Genomic DNA, 17,922 nt, shown 5'->3' on the forward strand with positions numbered 1-17,922 from the left:
CTAGCCGGCACCAGTACTTTCCATACGGGCTCAGATTTCATGCTCCACCTGCTGGAGACCACTTTGCGAGAGGCACGCGCGCACAATTCGGTGGCGGTTAGATCTCGATACCGTAATGCGCGGCCCACCAGATCGCGAGCGTCTGGGTGGCAGGGATGTCCTGGCCGCAATTAGTCACCGCGGGCCATCTTAAACTCCTCTTAATCCACGGGGCAAATCTGCTCCCGCGTGTCGGGTCGCGGTCAGGCCCCGTTGACCGACGACGGCACCACCCGTGCCCCGTAGACCGGTCCGCTGGCCACCCGCACCGCCCGCCCCGCGCCCAGCGCCGACAGTTCCACGGCGACGTCGGCCGCCGACGCCGCCGAGCCGCACAGGAACGCACACGTCGGCCCGGAACCGGACACCACACCGGCCAGCGCACCGGCCTCCACACCGGCGCGCAGGGTCCGGCGCAGCGCCGGGTTGAGGCTGATCGCCGCCGCCTGCAGGTCGTTGCCGAGCAGTCCGGCCAATCGCTGCGGGTCACCGGCGGCCAGCGCGGCCAGCACCGGCTCGGGATCGCCCGACTCGGGCAGCCGGCGACCCGAGTCGCGCAGCCGGTCCAACTCGGCGAAGACCGCCGGGGTGGACAGCCCGCGGTCGGCGAACGCCAGCACCCAGTGGAACGTCTCCCGGGTGAGCACCGTCGCCAGTTCCTCGCCCCGGCCGGTGCCCAATGCGGTACCGCCGTGCAGCGCGAACGGCACGTCGCTGCCCAGCCGGGCGGCCAGCGCGTGCAGGTCGCGGCGCGGCACGCCGAGCTCCCAGAGCACATTCATCCCGACCAGCACCGCCGCGGCATCGGCGCTGCCGCCGGCCATACCGCCGGCCACCGGAATCGACTTGTCGATGCTGATCGCCACGTCCGGAGCCCGGCCCACGTACTCGGCCATCAGCTCGGCGGCCTGCCAGGCCAGGTTGCGCTCATCGGTGGGCAGCACGTCGGCGCCCTCGCCGCCGACCCGCAGCGACAACACGTCGGCGTCGCGGACCGTCACCTCGTCGACCAGCGACACCGCATGGAAAACGGTGGTCAACTCGTGATAACCGTCCGCCCGGCGGTCGCCGACGGCCAGGTAGAGGTTGAGCTTGCCCGGTACCCGAACGGTGACCGAACCGGTCGGGGACCACTCGGTGGCGGCAGTTCCGTCGGATGCGGTCACGCCGATGAGACTAACGGTCCAGGGCGGCTCGGTGACGGCGGTCGCGCCGGTCAGGAGAACAGATCGGCGAAGTCCTGCTCGATGGCGGCGAAGGCCTCCGCAAACACCGCCGCCTGGAACCCGGCCGCCATGGTGACCAGTCCGGTGGTGGCCGCCAACGGCATGCCGATCGCCCCGATCAGATCACCGGAGAGCAGCTCGTCGAAGAACAGGCTCACGTTGTAGGCCGGCAGACTGGTCACCAGGGAGTTGATGATGTCGGCGGTCGGCAGCAGGGTCGCGTAAAGCGAGGCCGCGGCGCTGCTGAACGCGTTGACGACCTCGCTCAGGCTGGGCAGGGAGAAGTCCGGCATGGCTACGGTGTCCAAGCCGAACCAGTCCGCCACACTGCCCGACGACATCTCCTGCAGGGCGTCGACGAAGTCGGCCCAGCCCTGCTGGGCGCCGTTGCCCAGGGCGGTGAGCACGTCCATCGGGTTGACGTCGGGGAACAGCCCGAACGGCGTGGAGATGTCGGCCGGACCCTGATCCCAGCCGTGCTCGATGCTGCCGTAGCCGAGGTTGACCAGCACCCGCAGCGCGGGCTGCAGCAGGTCGGCGAACGCATCGCCGAATGCGGTGAGACGCAACGGTTCCAGCAGCGGCAGGTTCTCCGCGGGGATCATGAAGTACCGGTTGCTGCCCGCGTAGCCCTCGGAGACGTCCAGCTCGATGGCGGCGGCCAGCTGCTCGTCGGTCAACGACGGGTAATTGCGGTGGATGAACAGGATACCCATGAAGGCGTTGAGGTCGGCCAGGATGTTCAGCGGGTACTTCGGGAAGTCGGCGAACCCGTCGTACTCCTGGATGTAATTGGCTGTCTCCCAAGGTGTCTGGGCGGGCGCGCCGCCACTGAACGTAACGCCCAGGCTGGCCAGGCTCAGCGGGACGCCGGGGATGTCGAAGCGGGGCAGCAGGCCACCGTTGGGGTTGGACGGACTTCCCAAAGTCACGAAGGACAGCTCGTCGGCGGTGGGCCGCAGCTCTTCGGGCAGCGCCAAGAGCTTGTCCATCACCACGCCGTTGATGATGCCGCTCTGCGAATACCCCGCCACGACAAGCTCATTGCCCTTGCGGATCTCCTCCATGATGGTGTGAAACAAGATGGTGGACCCTTGCTGCACCGAGGTGTCCAGCGGCAGCGTTTTCACGCCGGTCAGCGGATAGAGGCCCTCCGGGGTGAACAGTGCGTTGGTGGTGTCCACCGGAAAGATCGGCTGGCCGGGGAACTTGGGGACAACCGGTTCGAGATACCGCTCGGTGAGCGCAATCAGATACTGCGGTGTCGGGATCGGCAGTCCACTGCCACCCATGATCCACGACTCGGTGTCGAGCAGCGTGGTCTGCGCCACCACCGTCGTAGCGGTGGCGGCCACTCCGGGCGCCAGCACCGGCGCGACACCCGATGCGGCGAGAGCGGCCAGTGCCAGCGGCACCGCGCCGAGAGACCGGGGGTTGCGGGTGGCAAGAGATGTCATGGCCGCCTCTCAGGGTGCGGGGTGTGGTGCGGGGACTGGAGTCTGACCATTATTTTTACCAGCGAACCATCATGCTTTTCTACCGCCGCCATCATGTTTGTCTCAGTTATCTGGGGACCGGCGGTAACGGCACCCAACCGGGCCGGGCCGCCCTAGCCTGAGGCCATGACGGGAGCCGGAGTCGGCTACGGCGGCTATGTGATCGACCGCGAGGTCGGCCGCGGAGGGCACGCCGCGGTGTATCGGGCCCATGACCCCGGCAGCCCCGCCCCGCCCGTGGCACTGAAGGTCCTCGACGAGACGCACCGCTCCCCCGCGCAGCAGGCTCGGCTGAGCCGCGAGTTCGCGTTCGCCAGCGCGCTCAAGCACCCCCATATCGTCGCGGTGTATCGGCACGGGCCGTTCTGGCTGGCGATGCAGTACGTCGACGGGGGCAAGGCGACCGGCCTGCGCACGCTCACGGACCGGTTGACCGCGCTGGCCCAGGTGGCCGCGGCACTGGACTACGCGCACCGTCGCGGCATCGTGCACGGCGACGTCAAACCCGCCAACATCCTCATCCCCGCGGACTTCGGCCACGCCGGGGCGGTGCTGACCGATTTCGGGGAGGCCCACGCCGTCGTCGACGACGTCCGCCACCGGCCCCGGCATTCCGGCGCCCTCGAGGTCTCGCTGCCCTACACCGCACCGGAGATCCTGCACGGCAAGGCGCCCTCGGCCGCCACCGACGAGTACGCCCTGGCGTGCACCGCGGTCGAGTTGCTCACCGGGGCGCCGCCGTTCACCGCCCGCGACGCCGCCGATCTGGCCGACGCGCACCTGCGACTACTGGCCCCTGCCCTGTCGGCCAGCCTGGGACCGGGAGCCCGGGCCGCCGACGTGGTGGTGCAACGGGCGCTGGCGAAGTTCCCGGCGAGCCGCTACGACTCCTGCGCCGAGTTCTGCGCGGAGTTGTCGCGAGCGCTGCTGTCGCCCGCCGCCCCCGCCGCATCGGAAACCTGAAGCAGACGAACGAAGTCCGCGATCGCCAGAGTCTCGCCGCGGCGGGCCGGATCGATGCCGGCCGCCTGAAGTAACTCGGCCGAACGCGCTCCGGAGCCGGCCCAGTTCGCGAACGCGTTGCGGGAGGTCTTGCGGCGCTGGGCGAAAGCGACATCGATCAGTGCGAACACCCGGCGGCGGAAATCCTGATCCACCGGCCACGGGGCGGTGTCGTAGCGGTCGATGCGCACCAGCCCGGAGTTCACCCGTGGCACCGGCCAGAACACGCTCGGCGGTACGGTGCCGCAGCGGCGCACCGTGCCGAAGAAGCGCGCCTTGGCGCTGGGCACCCCGTAGTCCTTGCCGCCCGGCTCGGCGGCCAATCGCTCGGCGACCTCCAGCTGCACCATGACCGTCACGGTGCGCAGGGAGTCGAACTCCGACAGCAGGTGCAGCAACGCCGGAACCGCCACGTTGTAGGGCAGATTGGCGACCACCGCCGTCGGGCTGGTCGCGACATCGTCACGGCGCACCGTCAGCACGTCCGCGCCGAGCACCTGCAACCGGGCCGCGTCGGCGGGCGCGTATTCGGCGACGGTGCGCGGCAGCCGGGCGGCCAGCACCGGATCCTTCTCGACGGCGATCACCGTGGGGCCGCGCTCGAGCAGCGCCAGGGTCAGCGAGCCCAGCCCGGGCCCGACCTCGAGGATGTGGTCGTCGGCGGTGACGCCGGCACCGTCAACGATCCGGCGGACGGTGTTGGCGTCGTGCACGAAGTTCTGCCCCAGCGATTTGCGGGGCCGCAGGTCGAGTTCTTGCGCCAGGGCCCTGATGTCACCGGCCCCGAGTAGCCCGATGGTCAGCGCCTCCCGCTGCACACCGGCCAGGCGCCCCAGCCCTGCCGGGCCTGGGTGACCTCCGCAATGGCGATCTGCTCCTCGCGGGTGGCCAGGTCGGCCCGCGGCGCGTACTTCAGTCCACCGTTGGCCACCCAGGTGCCGTAGTCGAACTGCACACCGCCGTAGTAGCCGTTGCCGGTGTTGATCGACCAGTTGCCGTGCGACTCGCAATTGGCGATGCGGTCCCAGGCGGCACCGTAGACCGACGGCGGCACCTCGGTGCCCGGCTTGGCGCCGACCCGCAGCACCGAATCGCGGGCCGCGGCCACCACCGCGTTGGCGACCGGCAGGCGGCCGGTCTCGGCGCCGTTGACCGTGGCAACCGCGTAGGTGACGTCCTGCGTGCCGGGCGTGCCCGGGTCTTCGACCACCTGACGGCTGATGTTCATGGTCGGGTCTTCGATGCGCTGGGCGGTCGGGGGCAGCGGCACCCGCTCGGTGACTTGCTTGACCCGGATGCGCGTCACCTCGATGTGCATGCCCTCGGTGATCGGCGTCGACGCCGCGGGGATGACCTTGTCGGCCTGCTCCAGCGGGGCGCCGTCGGCGGCGAGCAGCTCGGCGACGTTCGGCGCGGCCAGGCGCACGGTGCGGACCTGGCCACCGTCGTCGATCGTGACGGTCTTGGCGCTGACGACCGGCAGCGCCATCCCGGCCAGCGGGACCCGGCTGCCACGAGACGCCGCGGCCGGAGCGGTGTCGGTCATCGACAGCTGGGCCAGCGCCTCGTCCACCGACAGTGCCGTCGTCCAGACCTGCTGCGGCTCGCGGCCGTCCAGGGACAGCTGCAACGGCCGGCCACGGCGGACCGTGATGGTGTCGGCGTCGTGCACCCGCGCGTCGCGGGCGGGGCTCACATCGTCGCGTTCGCCGAGCTCGAAGCCGTTCTCGGCGACCACGTCGATGACCCGCGACCGCATGGTGGTGACGGTGACGGGGGTGCCGTCGACGTCGAGCGTCAGCGTCTTGGCGCTGGCGACGGCGAAGCCGCCCGCGAAGGTCAGCACCAGCAGCAGGGCGCCGACCAGAACCCGCAGCATCGGCGACGGCGCCTGATGCAGTCTGGTCAAAGCGTTCAAAGCACAACCCTTACGACATGGGACTGGGGCCCTTGCGGCGCCCCAGGTTGATAACGAAACGGTAACGAAACTGCCGGCGGTCGGCAACCTCGTGTGACCTGCTCGACCCTCAGTCCAGCCCGTAGACCCGCCGGGCGTTGCGGTTCGTCACCTCCGCCAGCTCGACTGCCGAAGTTCCCAGCAGCTCGGCCAGCGCCCTCACAGTGTATGGCAGACAATAGGGCTCGTTCGGTGCACCGCGGTACGGGTGCGGAGTCAAAAACGGCGCGTCGGTCTCCACCAAGAGCTGCTCGCGCGGGACAACCGCGACAGCTTCACGCAGCTCACGAGCGTTTTTGAAGGTGACCGTCCCGGACAGGCTGACCATCCACCCGGCGTCGGCGCAGGTGTGAGCCATGTCCTTCCCCGAGGAGAAGCAGTGGAAGATCACCGTCTCCGGCGGTCCCTCGGCCCGCAGGACGTCCAGCACGGCGTCGTCGGCGTCGCGGTTGTGGATCATCAGCGGCTTGCCGGTGCGTTTGGCCAGATCGATGTGCCAGGCGAAGGCCTCGCGCTGGGTCTGCGGCGAGGCGCAGCCCTCCAAACGCCCCGGCCAATACAGGTCCACGCCGGTCTCCCCGACGGCCACCACCCGCGGGTGGGCGGCCAGTTCCGCGATCTCGGCGCGGGCGGCGTCGTCGAGCGCGTCGGTCCGGGTGGGGTGCAGCGCCACGGCGGCATAAACCCGCGAATCGGCGTCGGCGGCCCGGGTCACCCAGCGCGCCGACGCCAGATCGTCGGCGACGGTCACCGCCACCTGGACTCCCACCGCGGCCGCGCGATCCATGATCGCGCGCACCGCACCGTCGTCGGCGTCGCCACCGCGGAGGCAGGCATCCAGATGGGTGTGGGCGTCGACCAGCGGACTCAACGGCTCGGGCGCGGGCGGCGCAGCTTTGGCTGATCGTTGGGAACTCACCCGCACACAATAGGGTGAACGGTGATGAAGCCCTTCTACGTCACCACCGCGATCACCTACCCCAACGGTGACCCGCACATCGGTCACGCCTACGAGTACATCGCCACCGACGCGATCGCCCGATTCCACCGGCTCGACGGATACGACGTGCGGTACCTGACGGGGACCGACGAGCACGGCCTGAAGATGGCCGAGACCGCCGCGGCCGAGGGCATCGCAACCGCGGAGCTGGCGCGGCGCAACTCCGATGTCTTCGAGAACCTGCAGCGCAAGCTCAACATCTCGTTCGACCGGTTCATCCGCACCACCGACGCCGACCACCTGGAAGCCTCCAAGGCCATCTGGCAGCGCATGGTCGACGCCGGCGACATCTACCTCGACGCCTACTCCGGCTGGTACTCGGTGCGCGACGAGCGGTTCTTCACCGAGGGCGAGACCCGGCTGACCGATGACGGGTCACGGGTGGCGAACGAAACCGGGGCACCGGTCACCTGGACCGAGGAACAGACCTATTTCTTCCGGCTGTCGGCCTACGCCGACCGGCTGCTGGCGCACTATGCGGCCAACCCGGACTTCATCGCCCCCGACGTGCGCCGCAACGAAGTGATCAGCTTTGTCTCCGGAGGTCTGCGCGACCTGTCGATCTCGCGCACGTCCTTCGACTGGGGCGTGCCGGTGCCCGGGCATCCCGACCACGTCATGTACGTGTGGGTGGACGCGCTCACCAACTATCTGACCGGGGTCGGCTACCCCGACACCGACTCCGAGACCTTCCGCCGGTACTGGCCGGCCGATCTGCACATGATCGGCAAGGACATCATCCGGTTCCACACCGTGTACTGGCCGGCGTTTCTGATGTCGGCCGGTATCGAACTGCCGCGCCGGGTCTTCGCGCACGGCTTCCTGCTCAACAGCGGCGAGAAGATGAGCAAGTCGGTAGGCAACGTCATCGATCCGGTGGCGTTCGTCGACAAGTACGGCGTGGACCAGGTGCGTTATTTCCTGCTGCGGGAGATCCCGTTCGGCCAGGACGGCAGCATCTCCGACGAGGCCATGATCAGCCGGGTCAACGCGGATCTGGCCAACGAACTGGGCAACCTGGCGCAGCGCTCGCTGTCGATGGTGGCCAAGAACCTGGCCGGGGTGGTGCCCGAGCCGACCGCGCCGACCGCGGACGACGCCGAGTTGCTGGCACTGGCCGACGGCCTGCTGGACAAGGTGCGCGACGCGTTCGGCACCCAGGCCATGCACCTGGGACTCGAAGCGATCTGGCTGATGCTGGGCGCGGCCAACCGGTACTTCTCCGCCCACGAGCCGTGGAAGCTGGCCAAGAGCGAGGCCGCCGCGGACCAAGCCCGCTTCGGCACCGTCTTGTACACCACGCTCGAGGTGGTGCGGATCGCGGCGCTGCTGGTACAGCCGGTGATGCCGGACTCGGCGGCCAAGCTGCTGGACCTGCTGGGCCAGCCCGGCGAGCAGCGGACGTTCACCGCCGTGTCCGACCGGCTGACCGCGGGACGGCACCTGCCACCGCCGACCGGGGTGTTCCCGCGCTACCAGCCCTGAGCGCCGGCCGGCCGGCCGGCCCGTGTCACACTTTCGGGTTCCGCGGTGTCTTGAAGGCATAAACACCTTCAACGACAGGAGCCACTCATGACCCGCGTCCAGGTCGTCATCCTCGGCGGCGGCTACGCCGGCACCTTGGCCGCCAACCGACTGCGCCAGAATCCGGCCGTCGACATCACCGTGGTCAACCCGCGGCCGGTGTTCGTCGAACGCATCCGGCTGCACCAGTACATCGCGGGCACGGGAACGGCCACCGTGGACTACTCCGAGCTGCTCGGTGACGGGATCCGGCTGCTGGTCGACTCCGCCACCGCCATCGAGGCCGCGGACCGGCGCATCCGGCTGGCCTCGGGCACCGTACTGCGCTACCACTACCTCATCTATGCGGTCGGCAGCACCGGCGCGATCAGCCCGGCTGTCCCCGGCGCCGCCGAATTCGCGTACTCCATCAGCGAATTCGAGTCCGCTGCGCGGCTGCTGTCCCGGCTCGACGCGGTGGGACGGCAGGCCCCGGTGACGGTGGTCGGCGGCGGGCTGACCGGAATCGAGGCGGCGGCCGAGCTGGCCGCGCCGGGGCGGCCGGTGACCCTGGTCTGCGGCGGGCAGCTGGGACCGTCACTGCACGCCGCGGGCCGCCGCTCGGTGGCCAAGGCCCTGCGCAAGCTGGGGGTCGCGGTGCGCGAAGCAGCGGTGGTCGCCGAGGTGCGCCCCGACGCCGTGGTGCTGGAAGACGGCACGGTGCTGCCCAGCGCGGTGACCGTCTGGACGGCGGGCTTCGGCGTGCCGGATCTGGCCGCCGCCAGTGGACTGGCCACCGACGCGCTGGGCCGGCTGCTCACCGACGAGACCCTGACCAGCGTCGACAACCCGTGGATTGTGGCGGCCGGGGACGCCGTTGCGCCATCGGGCCGGCCACTGCGGATGAGCTGCCAGGCGGCGCTGCCGCTGGGCGCCCAGGCCGCCAGCACCGTGTTGGCCCGGATCGCCGACACCGCACCGGCGGCCCTGGACCAGGCGTTCTCCGCACAGTGCATCAGTGTGGGCCGCCACGCGGCGACGGTGCAGCTGTCGCACCGCGACGACACCCCGATCAAGGCGTTCGTGGGCGGCCGGCTGGGCGCCGTGGTCAAGGAGGCCATCTGCCGGTACACGCTGAAGTGGATTCGGGGTGAGGCGGTCGCTCCGGGCTCGTACCGTTGGATGAAGAGCGGCGCCCGGGCCGCAGCGCCGGTGAAGGGGCCGGGCCGACGAGAGGCGGCGGTGTGAAAGACGAGCACGCCCAACGGTTCACCGAGCTGCGGCCCCTGCTGTTCACCATCGCCTACGAGATTCTGGGCTCGGCGACCGAGTCCGACGATGTGCTGCAGGACAGCTATCTGCGCTGGGCCGAGGTGGACCTGGCCGGGGTCCGCGACGTCAAGGCCTACCTGGCCCGGCTGGTCACCCACCAGGCCCTCAATGCGCTGCGGGCCAGTAGCCGGCGCCGGGAGGAGTACGTCGGCCCGTGGCTGCCCGAACCCCTGCTGCTCACCGAGCAGGATCCCGCCGGCGACGTGGTGCTGGCGGAGTCGGTGTCGATGGCCATGCTGGTGGTCTTGGAGACGCTGAGCCCCGACGAGCGGGCCGTGTTCGTGCTGCGTGAGGTATTCGGGTTCGGCTACGACGAGATCGCGGCCGCGATCGGCAAAACCGAGGCCGCGGCTCGTCAGGTCGCCCACCGGGCGCGCGGCCATGTGCAGGCCCGGCGGCCGCGCTACACCCCGATGGACCCGTCCGAGAGCGCGCGGATCACCACGGAGTTCCTGACCGCGGCGGCGGGCGGCGACCTGACGACGGTGCTGTCGATGCTGGCGCCCGACGTGGCCTGGACCGCCGACAGCGGCGGCAAGGCCAGCGCGGCGAGACGACCGATCCTGGGCGCCGACAAGGTCGCCCGCACCGTCATCGGGCTGCTGCGCCACGGCGCGCAGATGCCCGATGCGCGCGTTGACATGGGGGTCTGCAACTCCGCCCCCGCGGTGCTGCTCTACCGCGCCGACCGCCTGGAGGGCGTGTTCACCGTCGAGATCATCGACGGGCTGATCACGAACTTCTACGCGATGCGCAACCCGGACAAGCTGGCCGCGGTGGCCGCCGCCCGCGAGATCACCCGCGGCGCGGACGTCTGACAAGCTAGTGCCGTGCGGATCGAGCGGCTCGGCGACCTGGGCGCGGCACCGGAGGTGCTGCGCGCGGTCGGTGACGCCACCGGCAGGCGGGGTCTGCCGCCGCCGGCCGCGCTGACCGGCGAATGGTTCGGATCCCAGGCGGTGATCGCGCCGAGCGTGGCCGCCGAACCGGTCGATCCCGATGCGGTGTTCGAGCTGCCCGAACCGGTCGCCGACGCCCCGCCCGGGGCGGTGGGCGGCGGCTGGATCGGCTACCTGTCCTATCCCGACGCCGGCGCCGACGGACGGGGGCCGCGTATTCCCCAGGCCGCCGGGGGCTGGACCGACTGTGTGCTCCGGCACGACGACGAGGGCCAGTGGTGGTTCGAGAGCCTGTCCGGCGCACCCATGCCGAGCTGGCTGGCGCAGGCGCTGAGCACCCCCGCCCCGGCCCGCGAATGCCGCATCTACTGGCAGACGCCGGATCGGCAGGCGCACCGCGCCGGGGTGCTGGCCTGCCTGGAGGCCATCCGGTCCGGTGAGGTGTATCAGGCCTGCGTGTGCACCCGCTTCACCGGAACCGTCAGCGGCGCCCCACTGGACTTCTTCGCCGACGCGGTGGCGCGCACCGGCCCGGCCCGGGCCGCCTATGTCGCGGGCGGCTGGGGCGCGGTGGCCTCGCTGTCTCCCGAGTTGTTCCTGCGCCGACGGGGACAGCTGGTGGCCTCCAGCCCCATCAAGGGCACCCTGCCGCACTACGCCCGCCCGTCGGCGCTGCGCGCCTCGGCCAAGGATGTCGCCGAGAACATCATGATCGTGGACCTGGTCCGCAACGACCTGGGCCGGGTGGCGATCACCGGGACCGTCACCGTGCCCGAACTGCTGGCGGTGCGGCCCGCACCGGGCGTATGGCATCTGGTGTCGACAGTTTCCGCCCGGGTGCCCGAACAGCTGAGCATGGCGGAACTGCTGGCGGCGACGTTCCCGCCCGCCTCGGTGACCGGGACTCCCAAACACCGCGCCCGTCAGCTCCTTTCCACCTGGGAGCCGTCACGTCGCGGGGCCTACTGCGGCACGGTGGGATTGGCGTCACCGGTGGCCGGCGCCGAACTCAACGTGGCGATCCGCACGGTGGAGTTCGACGCCGCCGGCGGCGCGGTGCTCGGTGTCGGCGGTGGGATCACCGCGGACTCCGACGTGGACGCCGAATGGCAGGAATGCCTGCACAAGGCCGCCCCGATCGTCGGCGCCGGTCAGTCCCGGGAACGCAGCACCGCGTCATAGAGCTCACGCCGGGACACCGGCGCCCCGGCAGCGGCGATCGCCTGCGCGCAGGCGTCCTTGACCCGCATACCGTCGGCGGTCAGCCGGTCGACCTCGGCCACCAGGGTCGGCAGATCCGCACGCGGGCTGGCACCGGCGAGCACCACGGTGATCTCCCCCAGCACCTCCTCGGACGCCCACTCGGCCAGCTCGGACAGCGTCCCGCGCAACACCTCTTCGTGGGTCTTGGTCAGCTCCCGGCACACCACCGCGCGGCGTTGCCCGCCGAGTTCGTCGACCGCGTCGCGCAGGCATTGCGCCAGCCGCCGCGGCGATTCGAAGAACACGCAGGTGCGCCGTTCGTCGGCCAGCGACGCCAGCCACGCCCGGCGCGCCGCCGGCCGGCGCGGCGCGAAACCCTCGAAGCAGAACCGGTCCGAAGCCAGCCCGGACACCGCCAGCGCCGTCGTGACCGCCGACGGGCCGGGCAGACACGACACCGGCAGGCCGGCCTCGGCGCAGGCGGCCACCAGGCGGTAACCCGGATCGCTGATCAGCGGCATCCCCGCGTCGCTGACCACCAGCACCGTGGCGCCGGCCTCGATGTCGGCGAGCAGCGCCGGCACCCGAGTCGCCTCGTTGGCGTCGAACAGACTGACCACCCGGCCGGCGATCTGCGCGCCGAGCGCCTTGGCCAGGGTCCGCAGCCGCCGGGTGTCCTCGGCGGCCACCACGTCAGCACTGCGCAGCGCCTCCAGCAGGCGCGGCGAGGCGTCGGCGGGCTGGCCAAGCGGAGTGGCCCCCAGCAGCAATCGACCATCGGGCATGGCGCACAGCCTACGATCGTCTGAATGAGCGCTCCGACCGCTACGAAGCCTGCGGCCGTGCCGGAGCGCGCCGCACCGATGATCAGTCCGGGATTGCTGGTGCCGGTCGCCGATTTCGGGCCGACCGACCGGGCCCGGGGTGTGGCGGTGACCGTGGCGGTGACGCTGTTGGCCGCGGTGACCCGCTTCGCCAACCTGAACACCCCGACCGACGCCGGAACCCCGATCTTCGACGAGAAGCACTACGCGCCGCAGGCCTGGCAGATGCTGCACAACCACGGCGTGGAGGACAATCCCGGCTACGGCCTGGTGGTGCACCCGCCGGTCGGCAAGCACTTGATCGCGATCGGTGAGGCCCTGTTCGGCTACAACGGGCTGGGCTGGCGGTTCACCAGCGCGCTGCTCGGGGTGCTCACCATCGCCCTGCTGGTCCGGATCGTGCGGCGCATGACCCGCTCCACGCTGGCCGGCGGAATCGCGGGGCTGTTGCTGGTGGGTGACGGGGTCAGCTTCGTCGCGGCGCGCACCGCGCTGCTGGACGGCTTCCTGACCTTCTTCGTGGTGAGTGCGTTCGGGGCGCTGATCGTCGACCGCGACCAGGTCCGCATGCGAATGCACACCGTGCTGACCGAGGATCGCTGCGGCGCGACGCCGTGGGGCCCGCGGCTGGGGGTGCGCTGGTGGCGGTTCGGCGCAGGAGTGCTGCTCGGGCTGGCCTGTGCCACCAAGTGGTCGGGCCTGTACTTCGTGGTGTTCTTCGGCGCCATGTCGCTGGCGTTCGATGTCGCCGCCCGCCGGCAATACCGGGTGCGCCGGCCCTGGCTGGGGACGCTGCGCCGCGACGTCTGCCCCACCGCCTACGCGATGCTGCTCATCCCGTTCGGGGTGTATCTGGCGTCCTACGCCCCGTGGTTCGCCTCCGAGACCGCGGTGGACCGCCACGCCGTCGGCCAGTCGGTCGGGTTCGAGAGCCGCTTCCCGGTGCCCGACGCCCTGCGCTCGCTGTGGCACTACACCTACCAGGCGTATCACTTCCACTCCGGGCTGACCAACAGCGCCGGTAACCACCACCCCTGGGAGTCCAAGCCGTGGACGTGGCCGATGTCGCTGCGTCCGGTGCTGTATGCGATCGACCAGCACGATGTCCCCGGCTGCGGCGCGGCGTCCTGCGTCAAGGCGGTGATGCTGGTGGGCACCCCGGCCATGTGGTGGCTGGCCGTTCCGGTCCTCGGTTACGCGTTGTGGCGCAGCCTGGTACGCCACGACTGGCGCTACGCGGCGGCACTGGTGGGCTACTGCGCGGGCTGGCTGCCGTGGTTCGCCGGTATCGACCGGCAGATGTACTTCTTCTATGCGGTGCCCATGGCGCCGTTCCTGGCGATGCTGTTGGCGCTGATCTGCATCGACATCGTCAACGACGGCAGATCCGGCACCATGGAGCGCTGGTCGCTCGGACTGCTCGCGGTGTCGTGTTACCTGGCGCTGGTCCTGACCAACTTCGCCTGGCTGTATCCGATTCTGACCGGCGTGCCGATCTCCCCGGCAACCTGGAACATGGAGATCTGGCTGCCCAGCTGGTCCTAGGGCGCCGGCGTCGAAAATTCGAACGGATGTGCGATAGACTGGGCGCCGTGGCGATACCGGTACAGGAGTCGCTGTTCGACTTCAGCGAGCGTCGGGAACTCGGCCGGGGAGCGTGGCTCGACGTCCGGCCCGGCTGGCTCAGCGATGCCAGCGCCGACCTGCTCGGCGAACTGCAGGCGGCCATTCCCTGGCGGGCGGAGCGCCGCCGGATGTACGACCGGGTGCTCGACGTCCCGCGACTGGTCAGTTTCCACGACCTGTCCGCCGGGGATGCGCCGCACCCGCTGCTGGCCAAGCTGCGCCGCCGACTCAACGACATCTATGCCGGCGAACTGGGCGAGCCGTTCACCTCGGCGGGGCTGTGCCTCTACCGGCACGGAGGCGACAGTGTGGCCTGGCACGGCGACACACTGGGCCGCGGCGCCACCCAGGACACCATGGTGGCCATCGTCAGTGTCGGCGCCACCCGCACGCTGGCGCTGCGGCCCCGCGGCGGCGGTCAGTCGCTGCGGTTGGCCCAACACCATGGCGACCTGGTGGTGATGGGCGGTTCCTGTCAGCGCACGTGGGAGCACGCGATTCCCAAGACAGCGGCGCCCACCGGCCCACGGATCAGCATCCAGTTCCGGCCCCGCGGGGTGCGCTAGTTACGGACCGCCTCCACCGCCGCCTCCAGCAGTTCACGCGCCCGGTCGGTGTCGACCGGGGTGACGGGCTTGCCCGACTGCACCAGGGGGTTGGCGGTCACCAGGACCTGGTAGGGGCCGAAGTATGCGGCGTAGTTGTAGAGCTCGCCGACACGGGGCTTGCCGGCCGCGACCGCCTCGATCACCCGGTGCACACCCATGGTCTTCACCCCGTCGATGCGCGGGGCATCGACCGTCTCGATCAATCCGCGCATCTGGCCGCCCGAGAAGCCGATCCGACGGCAGGTGCGTCCCGGTTCGTTGACCGCAACCGGCTCGGAGGTCTCCAAGGCGATGATGATGAACCGGTTGCCCTTGCCTTCGGCGGCCACCGCCGCCATGTTGCCCTGCATGCCCTGCGGCAACTGCTGGCTGACCGCGAACACCGAGCAGTCGGCCGGGTCGAAGGTCAGGCCCGGTGGCAGCGCGGTGCCCGCCAGCAGCTTGGGGTCGATCCCGGTGCGCGAGGTGGCCCGGACCTCGAACTCCGAACTGAAGGACGACTTCAGTTCGACGACCTTGTCGATGTCGGCGGAAACCTCCGCGGGACTCGGGCTGCAGGCAGCGAGCAGGCACACACAGCCGAGGGCCAGCACCGCACGAAGGGTCAACATCGGAGTCAATTTACCCAACGCCACCAGGGGTGACTGAAGCGGTCACCCTACGGCTTGGATCGCTTGGCGGCCAACCTCTTTGATCCGTTCAGCGGTGGCACGGTCGAACGGCAGCCGGTCGGGGCCCGGAACGTCGAGGACCGTGGTGACCACACCCGGATCGTCGCGCTGCCAATAGGCACCCAGCCGATCGAGGATGGCCCGCATGGATGCGTTCTCCGAGAGCACCCGCGCGGTGAACTTCTCGACGCCCTCGAATCGGGCGATGACCGACACCGCTCCCATCAGATAGGTGCCGATTCCACGGCCCTGATAGCTGTCGCCCACGATGAAGGCGACCTCGGCGATCGTCGGGTTTTGTGGGTCGCGGACGAATCGTCCGTCGCCGACGATCGAACCGTCGGGCTCGGTGACCACCCACACGAAGTGATCGACGTAGTCGACCTCGAACAGGTAGTGCATCAGCGCCGGACTCGGGGTGCGGGTGGTCTGAAAGCGCCGATACAGCGTCTCGCCGGAGAATGTGACATGGCCTCCAACCGTTCGCGCACTGTCGCCGGGCAGCACCGGCCGCAGCAGCAGGGCGGCGCCTTTGCGGTCGCGCATCGGCACGGCGTCGATGTAGGCGGCCAGACGCTGCCGCGCGATGCGCACCAACCGCCCCATCACTTCGGGCACGTGCACCATCTCGTGGAAGGCGTCCTCGTCGCCGATCCAGCCGGTCAGCGGGGTCACGGTGGTGACCGTCGCCGTCCGCAGGCCCTGGCGCAGCAGCGCGATCTCGCCGACCACCATGCCGGCGGTAACCTCGTTGACAACCACGGCGCCGTCGTCGCCGACATGCCTGACCTCGGCCGATCCCGAGGAGATCAGCAGAAACGACAGGGCCTGCTCGCCCTGGCGCATCAGCTCGGCGCCGGCGGGGGCCTCCAGCGCACGCAGCGCGGCGACCAGCGGAACCAGCTGGTCCGCCGAGCACCCGGCGAAGATCTCCATCTCCGCGAGGCCTGCGGCGGTGAACGCTCCATCGGGTGCTGTGGGCACCGGATCGGGGTGCGACTTCGCCATGGACTGCTCCCCCCTGTTCGCCTGTCCAAGGCTAGCCGGTGTGTCCAAAAGGTTAATGATTTAACAATGCCGTAACGGCCAGGATTCGGCGTTAACGATCTGGGCCGATACCCTGTGGCCGCGAGAGCGACACGCGAGGAAGAGATCTCCAACATGAGCGAACTGAACCCGAAGCTGCACGACATCTACGATGAGGTGCTGCGGCGTAACCCCGGTGAGGCCGAGTTCCACCAGGCCGTTTTCGAGGTGCTCAGCAGCCTCGGGCCGGTGGTGAACAAGCACCCCGAGTACGTCAACAGCGCCGTCATCCGGCGCATGTGCGAGCCCGAGCGCCAGATCATCTTCCGCGTGCCCTGGCTCGACGACAACGGCGCGGTGCAGATCAACCGCGGGTTCCGCGTCGAGTTCAACTCGGCCCTGGGTCCCTACAAGGGCGGCCTGCGATTCCACCCCTCGGTCTACCTGGGCATCGTGAAGTTCCTGGGCTTCGAGCAGATCTTCAAGAACTCCCTGACCGGTCTGCCCATCGGCGGCGGCAAGGGCGGGTCCGACTTCGACCCCAAGGGCCGCTCCGACAACGAGATCATGCGGTTCTGCCAGTCCTTCATGACCGAGCTCTACCGCCACCTCGGCGAGTACACCGACGTCCCGGCCGGCGACATCGGCGTGGGCGGCCGGGAGATCGGCTACCTGTTCGGCCAGTACAAGCGCATCACCAACCGCTACGAGTCGGGCGTGCTGACCGGCAAGGGCCTGACCTGGGGCGGATCGCAGGTCCGCACCGAGGCCACCGGATACGGCGCGGTGTTCTTCGCCGACGAGATCCTCAAGACGGCCAAAGACTCCTTCGAGGGCAAGCGGGCCGTGGTCTCCGGCTCGGGCAACGTGGCCATCTACGCGATCGAGAAGATCCACCAGCTGGGCGGCACCGTGGTGGCCTGCTCGGACTCCAGCGGCTACATCGTCGATGAGAAGGGCATCGACCTGGAGCTGCTCAAGGAGATCAAAGAGGTCAAGCGCGAGCGGATCGAGGCCTACGCCAAGGCCCGCGGCGGCACGACGCGGTTCGTCAACGACGGGTCCATCTGGGATGTGCCCTGTCAGATCGCGGTGCCGTCGGCCACCCAGAACGAACTCGACGACAGCCACGCCGCGTCGCTGGCCCGCAACGGGTGCAAGATCGTCGCCGAAGGCGCGAACATGCCGTGCACCCCGGCCGCGGTGAAGCTGTTCAGCGAGGCCGGTGTGACCGTGGCCCCGGGTAAAGCGGCCAACGCCGGTGGCGTGGCCACCAGCGCCCTGGAGATGCAGCAGAACGCGTCGCGGGACTCCTGGAGCTTCGAGTACACCGAGCAGCGGCTGGCGGCGATCATGCAGAGCATCCACCACCGCTGCCTGGTGACCGCCGACGAGTACGGCGCCCCCGGCAACTACATCCTGGGCGCCAACATCGCGGGGTTCATCCAGGTGGCCGACGCGATGACCGCACTGGGCCTGATCTGACGACCGTTGACTCTGCGGCTACCAG

The 17,922-nt window shown here is 69.9% G+C and carries 16 protein-coding genes; 8 read left to right on the top strand and 8 right to left on the bottom strand.

The window, feature by feature from the left end; genetic code table 11:
* Positions 1 to 242: 242 nt before the first annotated feature.
* The gene (locus AWC02_RS12260; protein ID WP_109560988.1) at positions 243 to 1,211 is read right to left on the bottom strand and encodes a 4-(cytidine 5'-diphospho)-2-C-methyl-D-erythritol kinase; all 969 of its coding nucleotides are present in this window, start codon (positions 1,209 to 1,211) and stop codon (positions 243 to 245) included.
* Between the two features lie 44 nt (positions 1,212 to 1,255).
* Complete coding sequence (locus AWC02_RS12265; protein ID WP_085129033.1) at positions 1,256 to 2,722, bottom strand: PE-PPE domain-containing protein; 1,467 nt, start codon at positions 2,720 to 2,722, stop codon at positions 1,256 to 1,258.
* 165 nt (positions 2,723 to 2,887) lie between these two features.
* Between AWC02_RS12265 and AWC02_RS12270 the strand changes: the two genes are divergently transcribed.
* Positions 2,888 to 3,724 (top strand): serine/threonine-protein kinase, encoded by an 837-nt coding sequence (locus AWC02_RS12270; RefSeq protein ID WP_085129034.1) that lies wholly within the window; start codon positions 2,888 to 2,890, stop codon positions 3,722 to 3,724.
* On the opposite strand, the gene rsmA is transcribed toward AWC02_RS12270, so the two are convergent.
* The 3 genes from rsmA to AWC02_RS12285 all read right to left on the bottom strand — a co-directional run bounded on the left by rsmA (position 3,643) and on the right by AWC02_RS12285 (position 6,645).
* Positions 3,643 to 4,590 (bottom strand): 16S rRNA (adenine(1518)-N(6)/adenine(1519)-N(6))-dimethyltransferase RsmA, encoded by a 948-nt coding sequence (gene rsmA / locus AWC02_RS12275; RefSeq protein ID WP_085129125.1) that lies wholly within the window; start codon positions 4,588 to 4,590, stop codon positions 3,643 to 3,645. The two genes, AWC02_RS12270 and rsmA, sit on opposite strands and share 82 nt — an antisense overlap.
* The gene (locus AWC02_RS12280; protein WP_085129035.1) at positions 4,563 to 5,681 is read right to left on the bottom strand and encodes a resuscitation-promoting factor; all 1,119 of its coding nucleotides are present in this window, start codon (positions 5,679 to 5,681) and stop codon (positions 4,563 to 4,565) included. The genes rsmA and AWC02_RS12280 overlap by 28 nt, the downstream gene beginning before the upstream one ends.
* Before the next feature lie 109 nt (positions 5,682 to 5,790).
* Positions 5,791 to 6,645: a TatD family hydrolase gene (locus AWC02_RS12285; protein WP_085129036.1), complete on the bottom strand. Its 855-nt coding sequence runs from the start codon at positions 6,643 to 6,645 to the stop codon at positions 5,791 to 5,793.
* 18 nt (positions 6,646 to 6,663) lie between these two features.
* On the opposite strand from AWC02_RS12285, the gene metG reads away from it, so the two are divergent.
* The 4 genes from metG (at position 6,664) to AWC02_RS12305 (ending at position 11,636) form a co-directional block, all read left to right on the top strand.
* Positions 6,664 to 8,205, top strand: coding sequence for a methionine--tRNA ligase (gene metG / locus AWC02_RS12290; protein WP_085129037.1), 1,542 nt, complete (start codon positions 6,664 to 6,666; stop codon positions 8,203 to 8,205).
* A gap of 87 nt (positions 8,206 to 8,292) precedes the next feature.
* The gene (locus tag AWC02_RS12295) at positions 8,293 to 9,471 is read left to right on the top strand and encodes an NAD(P)/FAD-dependent oxidoreductase (protein WP_085129038.1); all 1,179 of its coding nucleotides are present in this window, start codon (positions 8,293 to 8,295) and stop codon (positions 9,469 to 9,471) included.
* Positions 9,468 to 10,373 carry an RNA polymerase sigma-70 factor gene (locus AWC02_RS12300; RefSeq protein ID WP_085129039.1) on the top strand — a complete coding sequence of 302 codons (906 nt, stop codon included), beginning with the start codon at positions 9,468 to 9,470 and terminating at the stop codon, positions 10,371 to 10,373. Before AWC02_RS12295 ends, AWC02_RS12300 begins: the two co-directional genes overlap by 4 nt.
* A 12-nt stretch (positions 10,374 to 10,385) precedes the next feature.
* Positions 10,386 to 11,636 carry an aminodeoxychorismate synthase component I gene (locus tag AWC02_RS12305; RefSeq protein WP_085129040.1) on the top strand — a complete coding sequence of 417 codons (1,251 nt, stop codon included), beginning with the start codon at positions 10,386 to 10,388 and terminating at the stop codon, positions 11,634 to 11,636.
* Here the strand turns inward: AWC02_RS12305 and rsmI are convergent.
* Entirely contained in the window at positions 11,606 to 12,442 is an 837-nt protein-coding gene (rsmI, locus tag AWC02_RS12310) for a 16S rRNA (cytidine(1402)-2'-O)-methyltransferase (RefSeq protein ID WP_085129041.1), read from the bottom strand. The genes AWC02_RS12305 and rsmI overlap by 31 nt on opposite strands.
* 24 nt (positions 12,443 to 12,466) lie before the next feature.
* On the opposite strand from rsmI, the gene AWC02_RS12315 reads away from it, so the two are divergent.
* Positions 12,467 to 14,026, top strand: coding sequence for a dolichyl-phosphate-mannose--protein mannosyltransferase (locus AWC02_RS12315; RefSeq protein ID WP_085129042.1), 1,560 nt, complete (start codon positions 12,467 to 12,469; stop codon positions 14,024 to 14,026).
* A 26-nt stretch (positions 14,027 to 14,052) separates the two neighbouring features.
* Positions 14,053 to 14,673, top strand: coding sequence for an alpha-ketoglutarate-dependent dioxygenase AlkB (locus AWC02_RS12320; RefSeq protein ID WP_085129043.1), 621 nt, complete (start codon positions 14,053 to 14,055; stop codon positions 14,671 to 14,673).
* Here AWC02_RS12320 and AWC02_RS12325 read toward each other — a convergent pair.
* Both AWC02_RS12325 and AWC02_RS12330 read right to left on the bottom strand, forming a co-directional pair.
* Positions 14,670 to 15,326 carry a DUF5642 family protein gene (locus AWC02_RS12325; RefSeq protein ID WP_085129044.1) on the bottom strand — a complete coding sequence of 219 codons (657 nt, stop codon included), beginning with the start codon at positions 15,324 to 15,326 and terminating at the stop codon, positions 14,670 to 14,672. The two genes, AWC02_RS12320 and AWC02_RS12325, sit on opposite strands and share 4 nt — an antisense overlap.
* 42 nt (positions 15,327 to 15,368) lie before the next feature.
* A complete protein-coding gene (locus AWC02_RS12330; RefSeq protein WP_165757903.1) occupies positions 15,369 to 16,322 on the bottom strand; it encodes a GNAT family N-acetyltransferase in 954 nt (317 codons plus the stop codon).
* A 225-nt stretch (positions 16,323 to 16,547) separates the two neighbouring features.
* On the opposite strand from AWC02_RS12330, the gene gdhA reads away from it, so the two are divergent.
* Positions 16,548 to 17,897, top strand: a complete 1,350-nt coding sequence (gene gdhA / locus AWC02_RS12335; RefSeq protein WP_085129126.1) for an NADP-specific glutamate dehydrogenase — start codon at positions 16,548 to 16,550, stop codon at positions 17,895 to 17,897.
* Positions 17,898 to 17,922: the final 25 nt, after the last annotated feature.

This window comes from Mycolicibacter engbaekii (genome assembly GCF_002101585.1).
Classification (GTDB): Bacteria; Actinomycetota; Actinomycetes; order Mycobacteriales; family Mycobacteriaceae; genus Mycobacterium; species Mycobacterium engbaekii.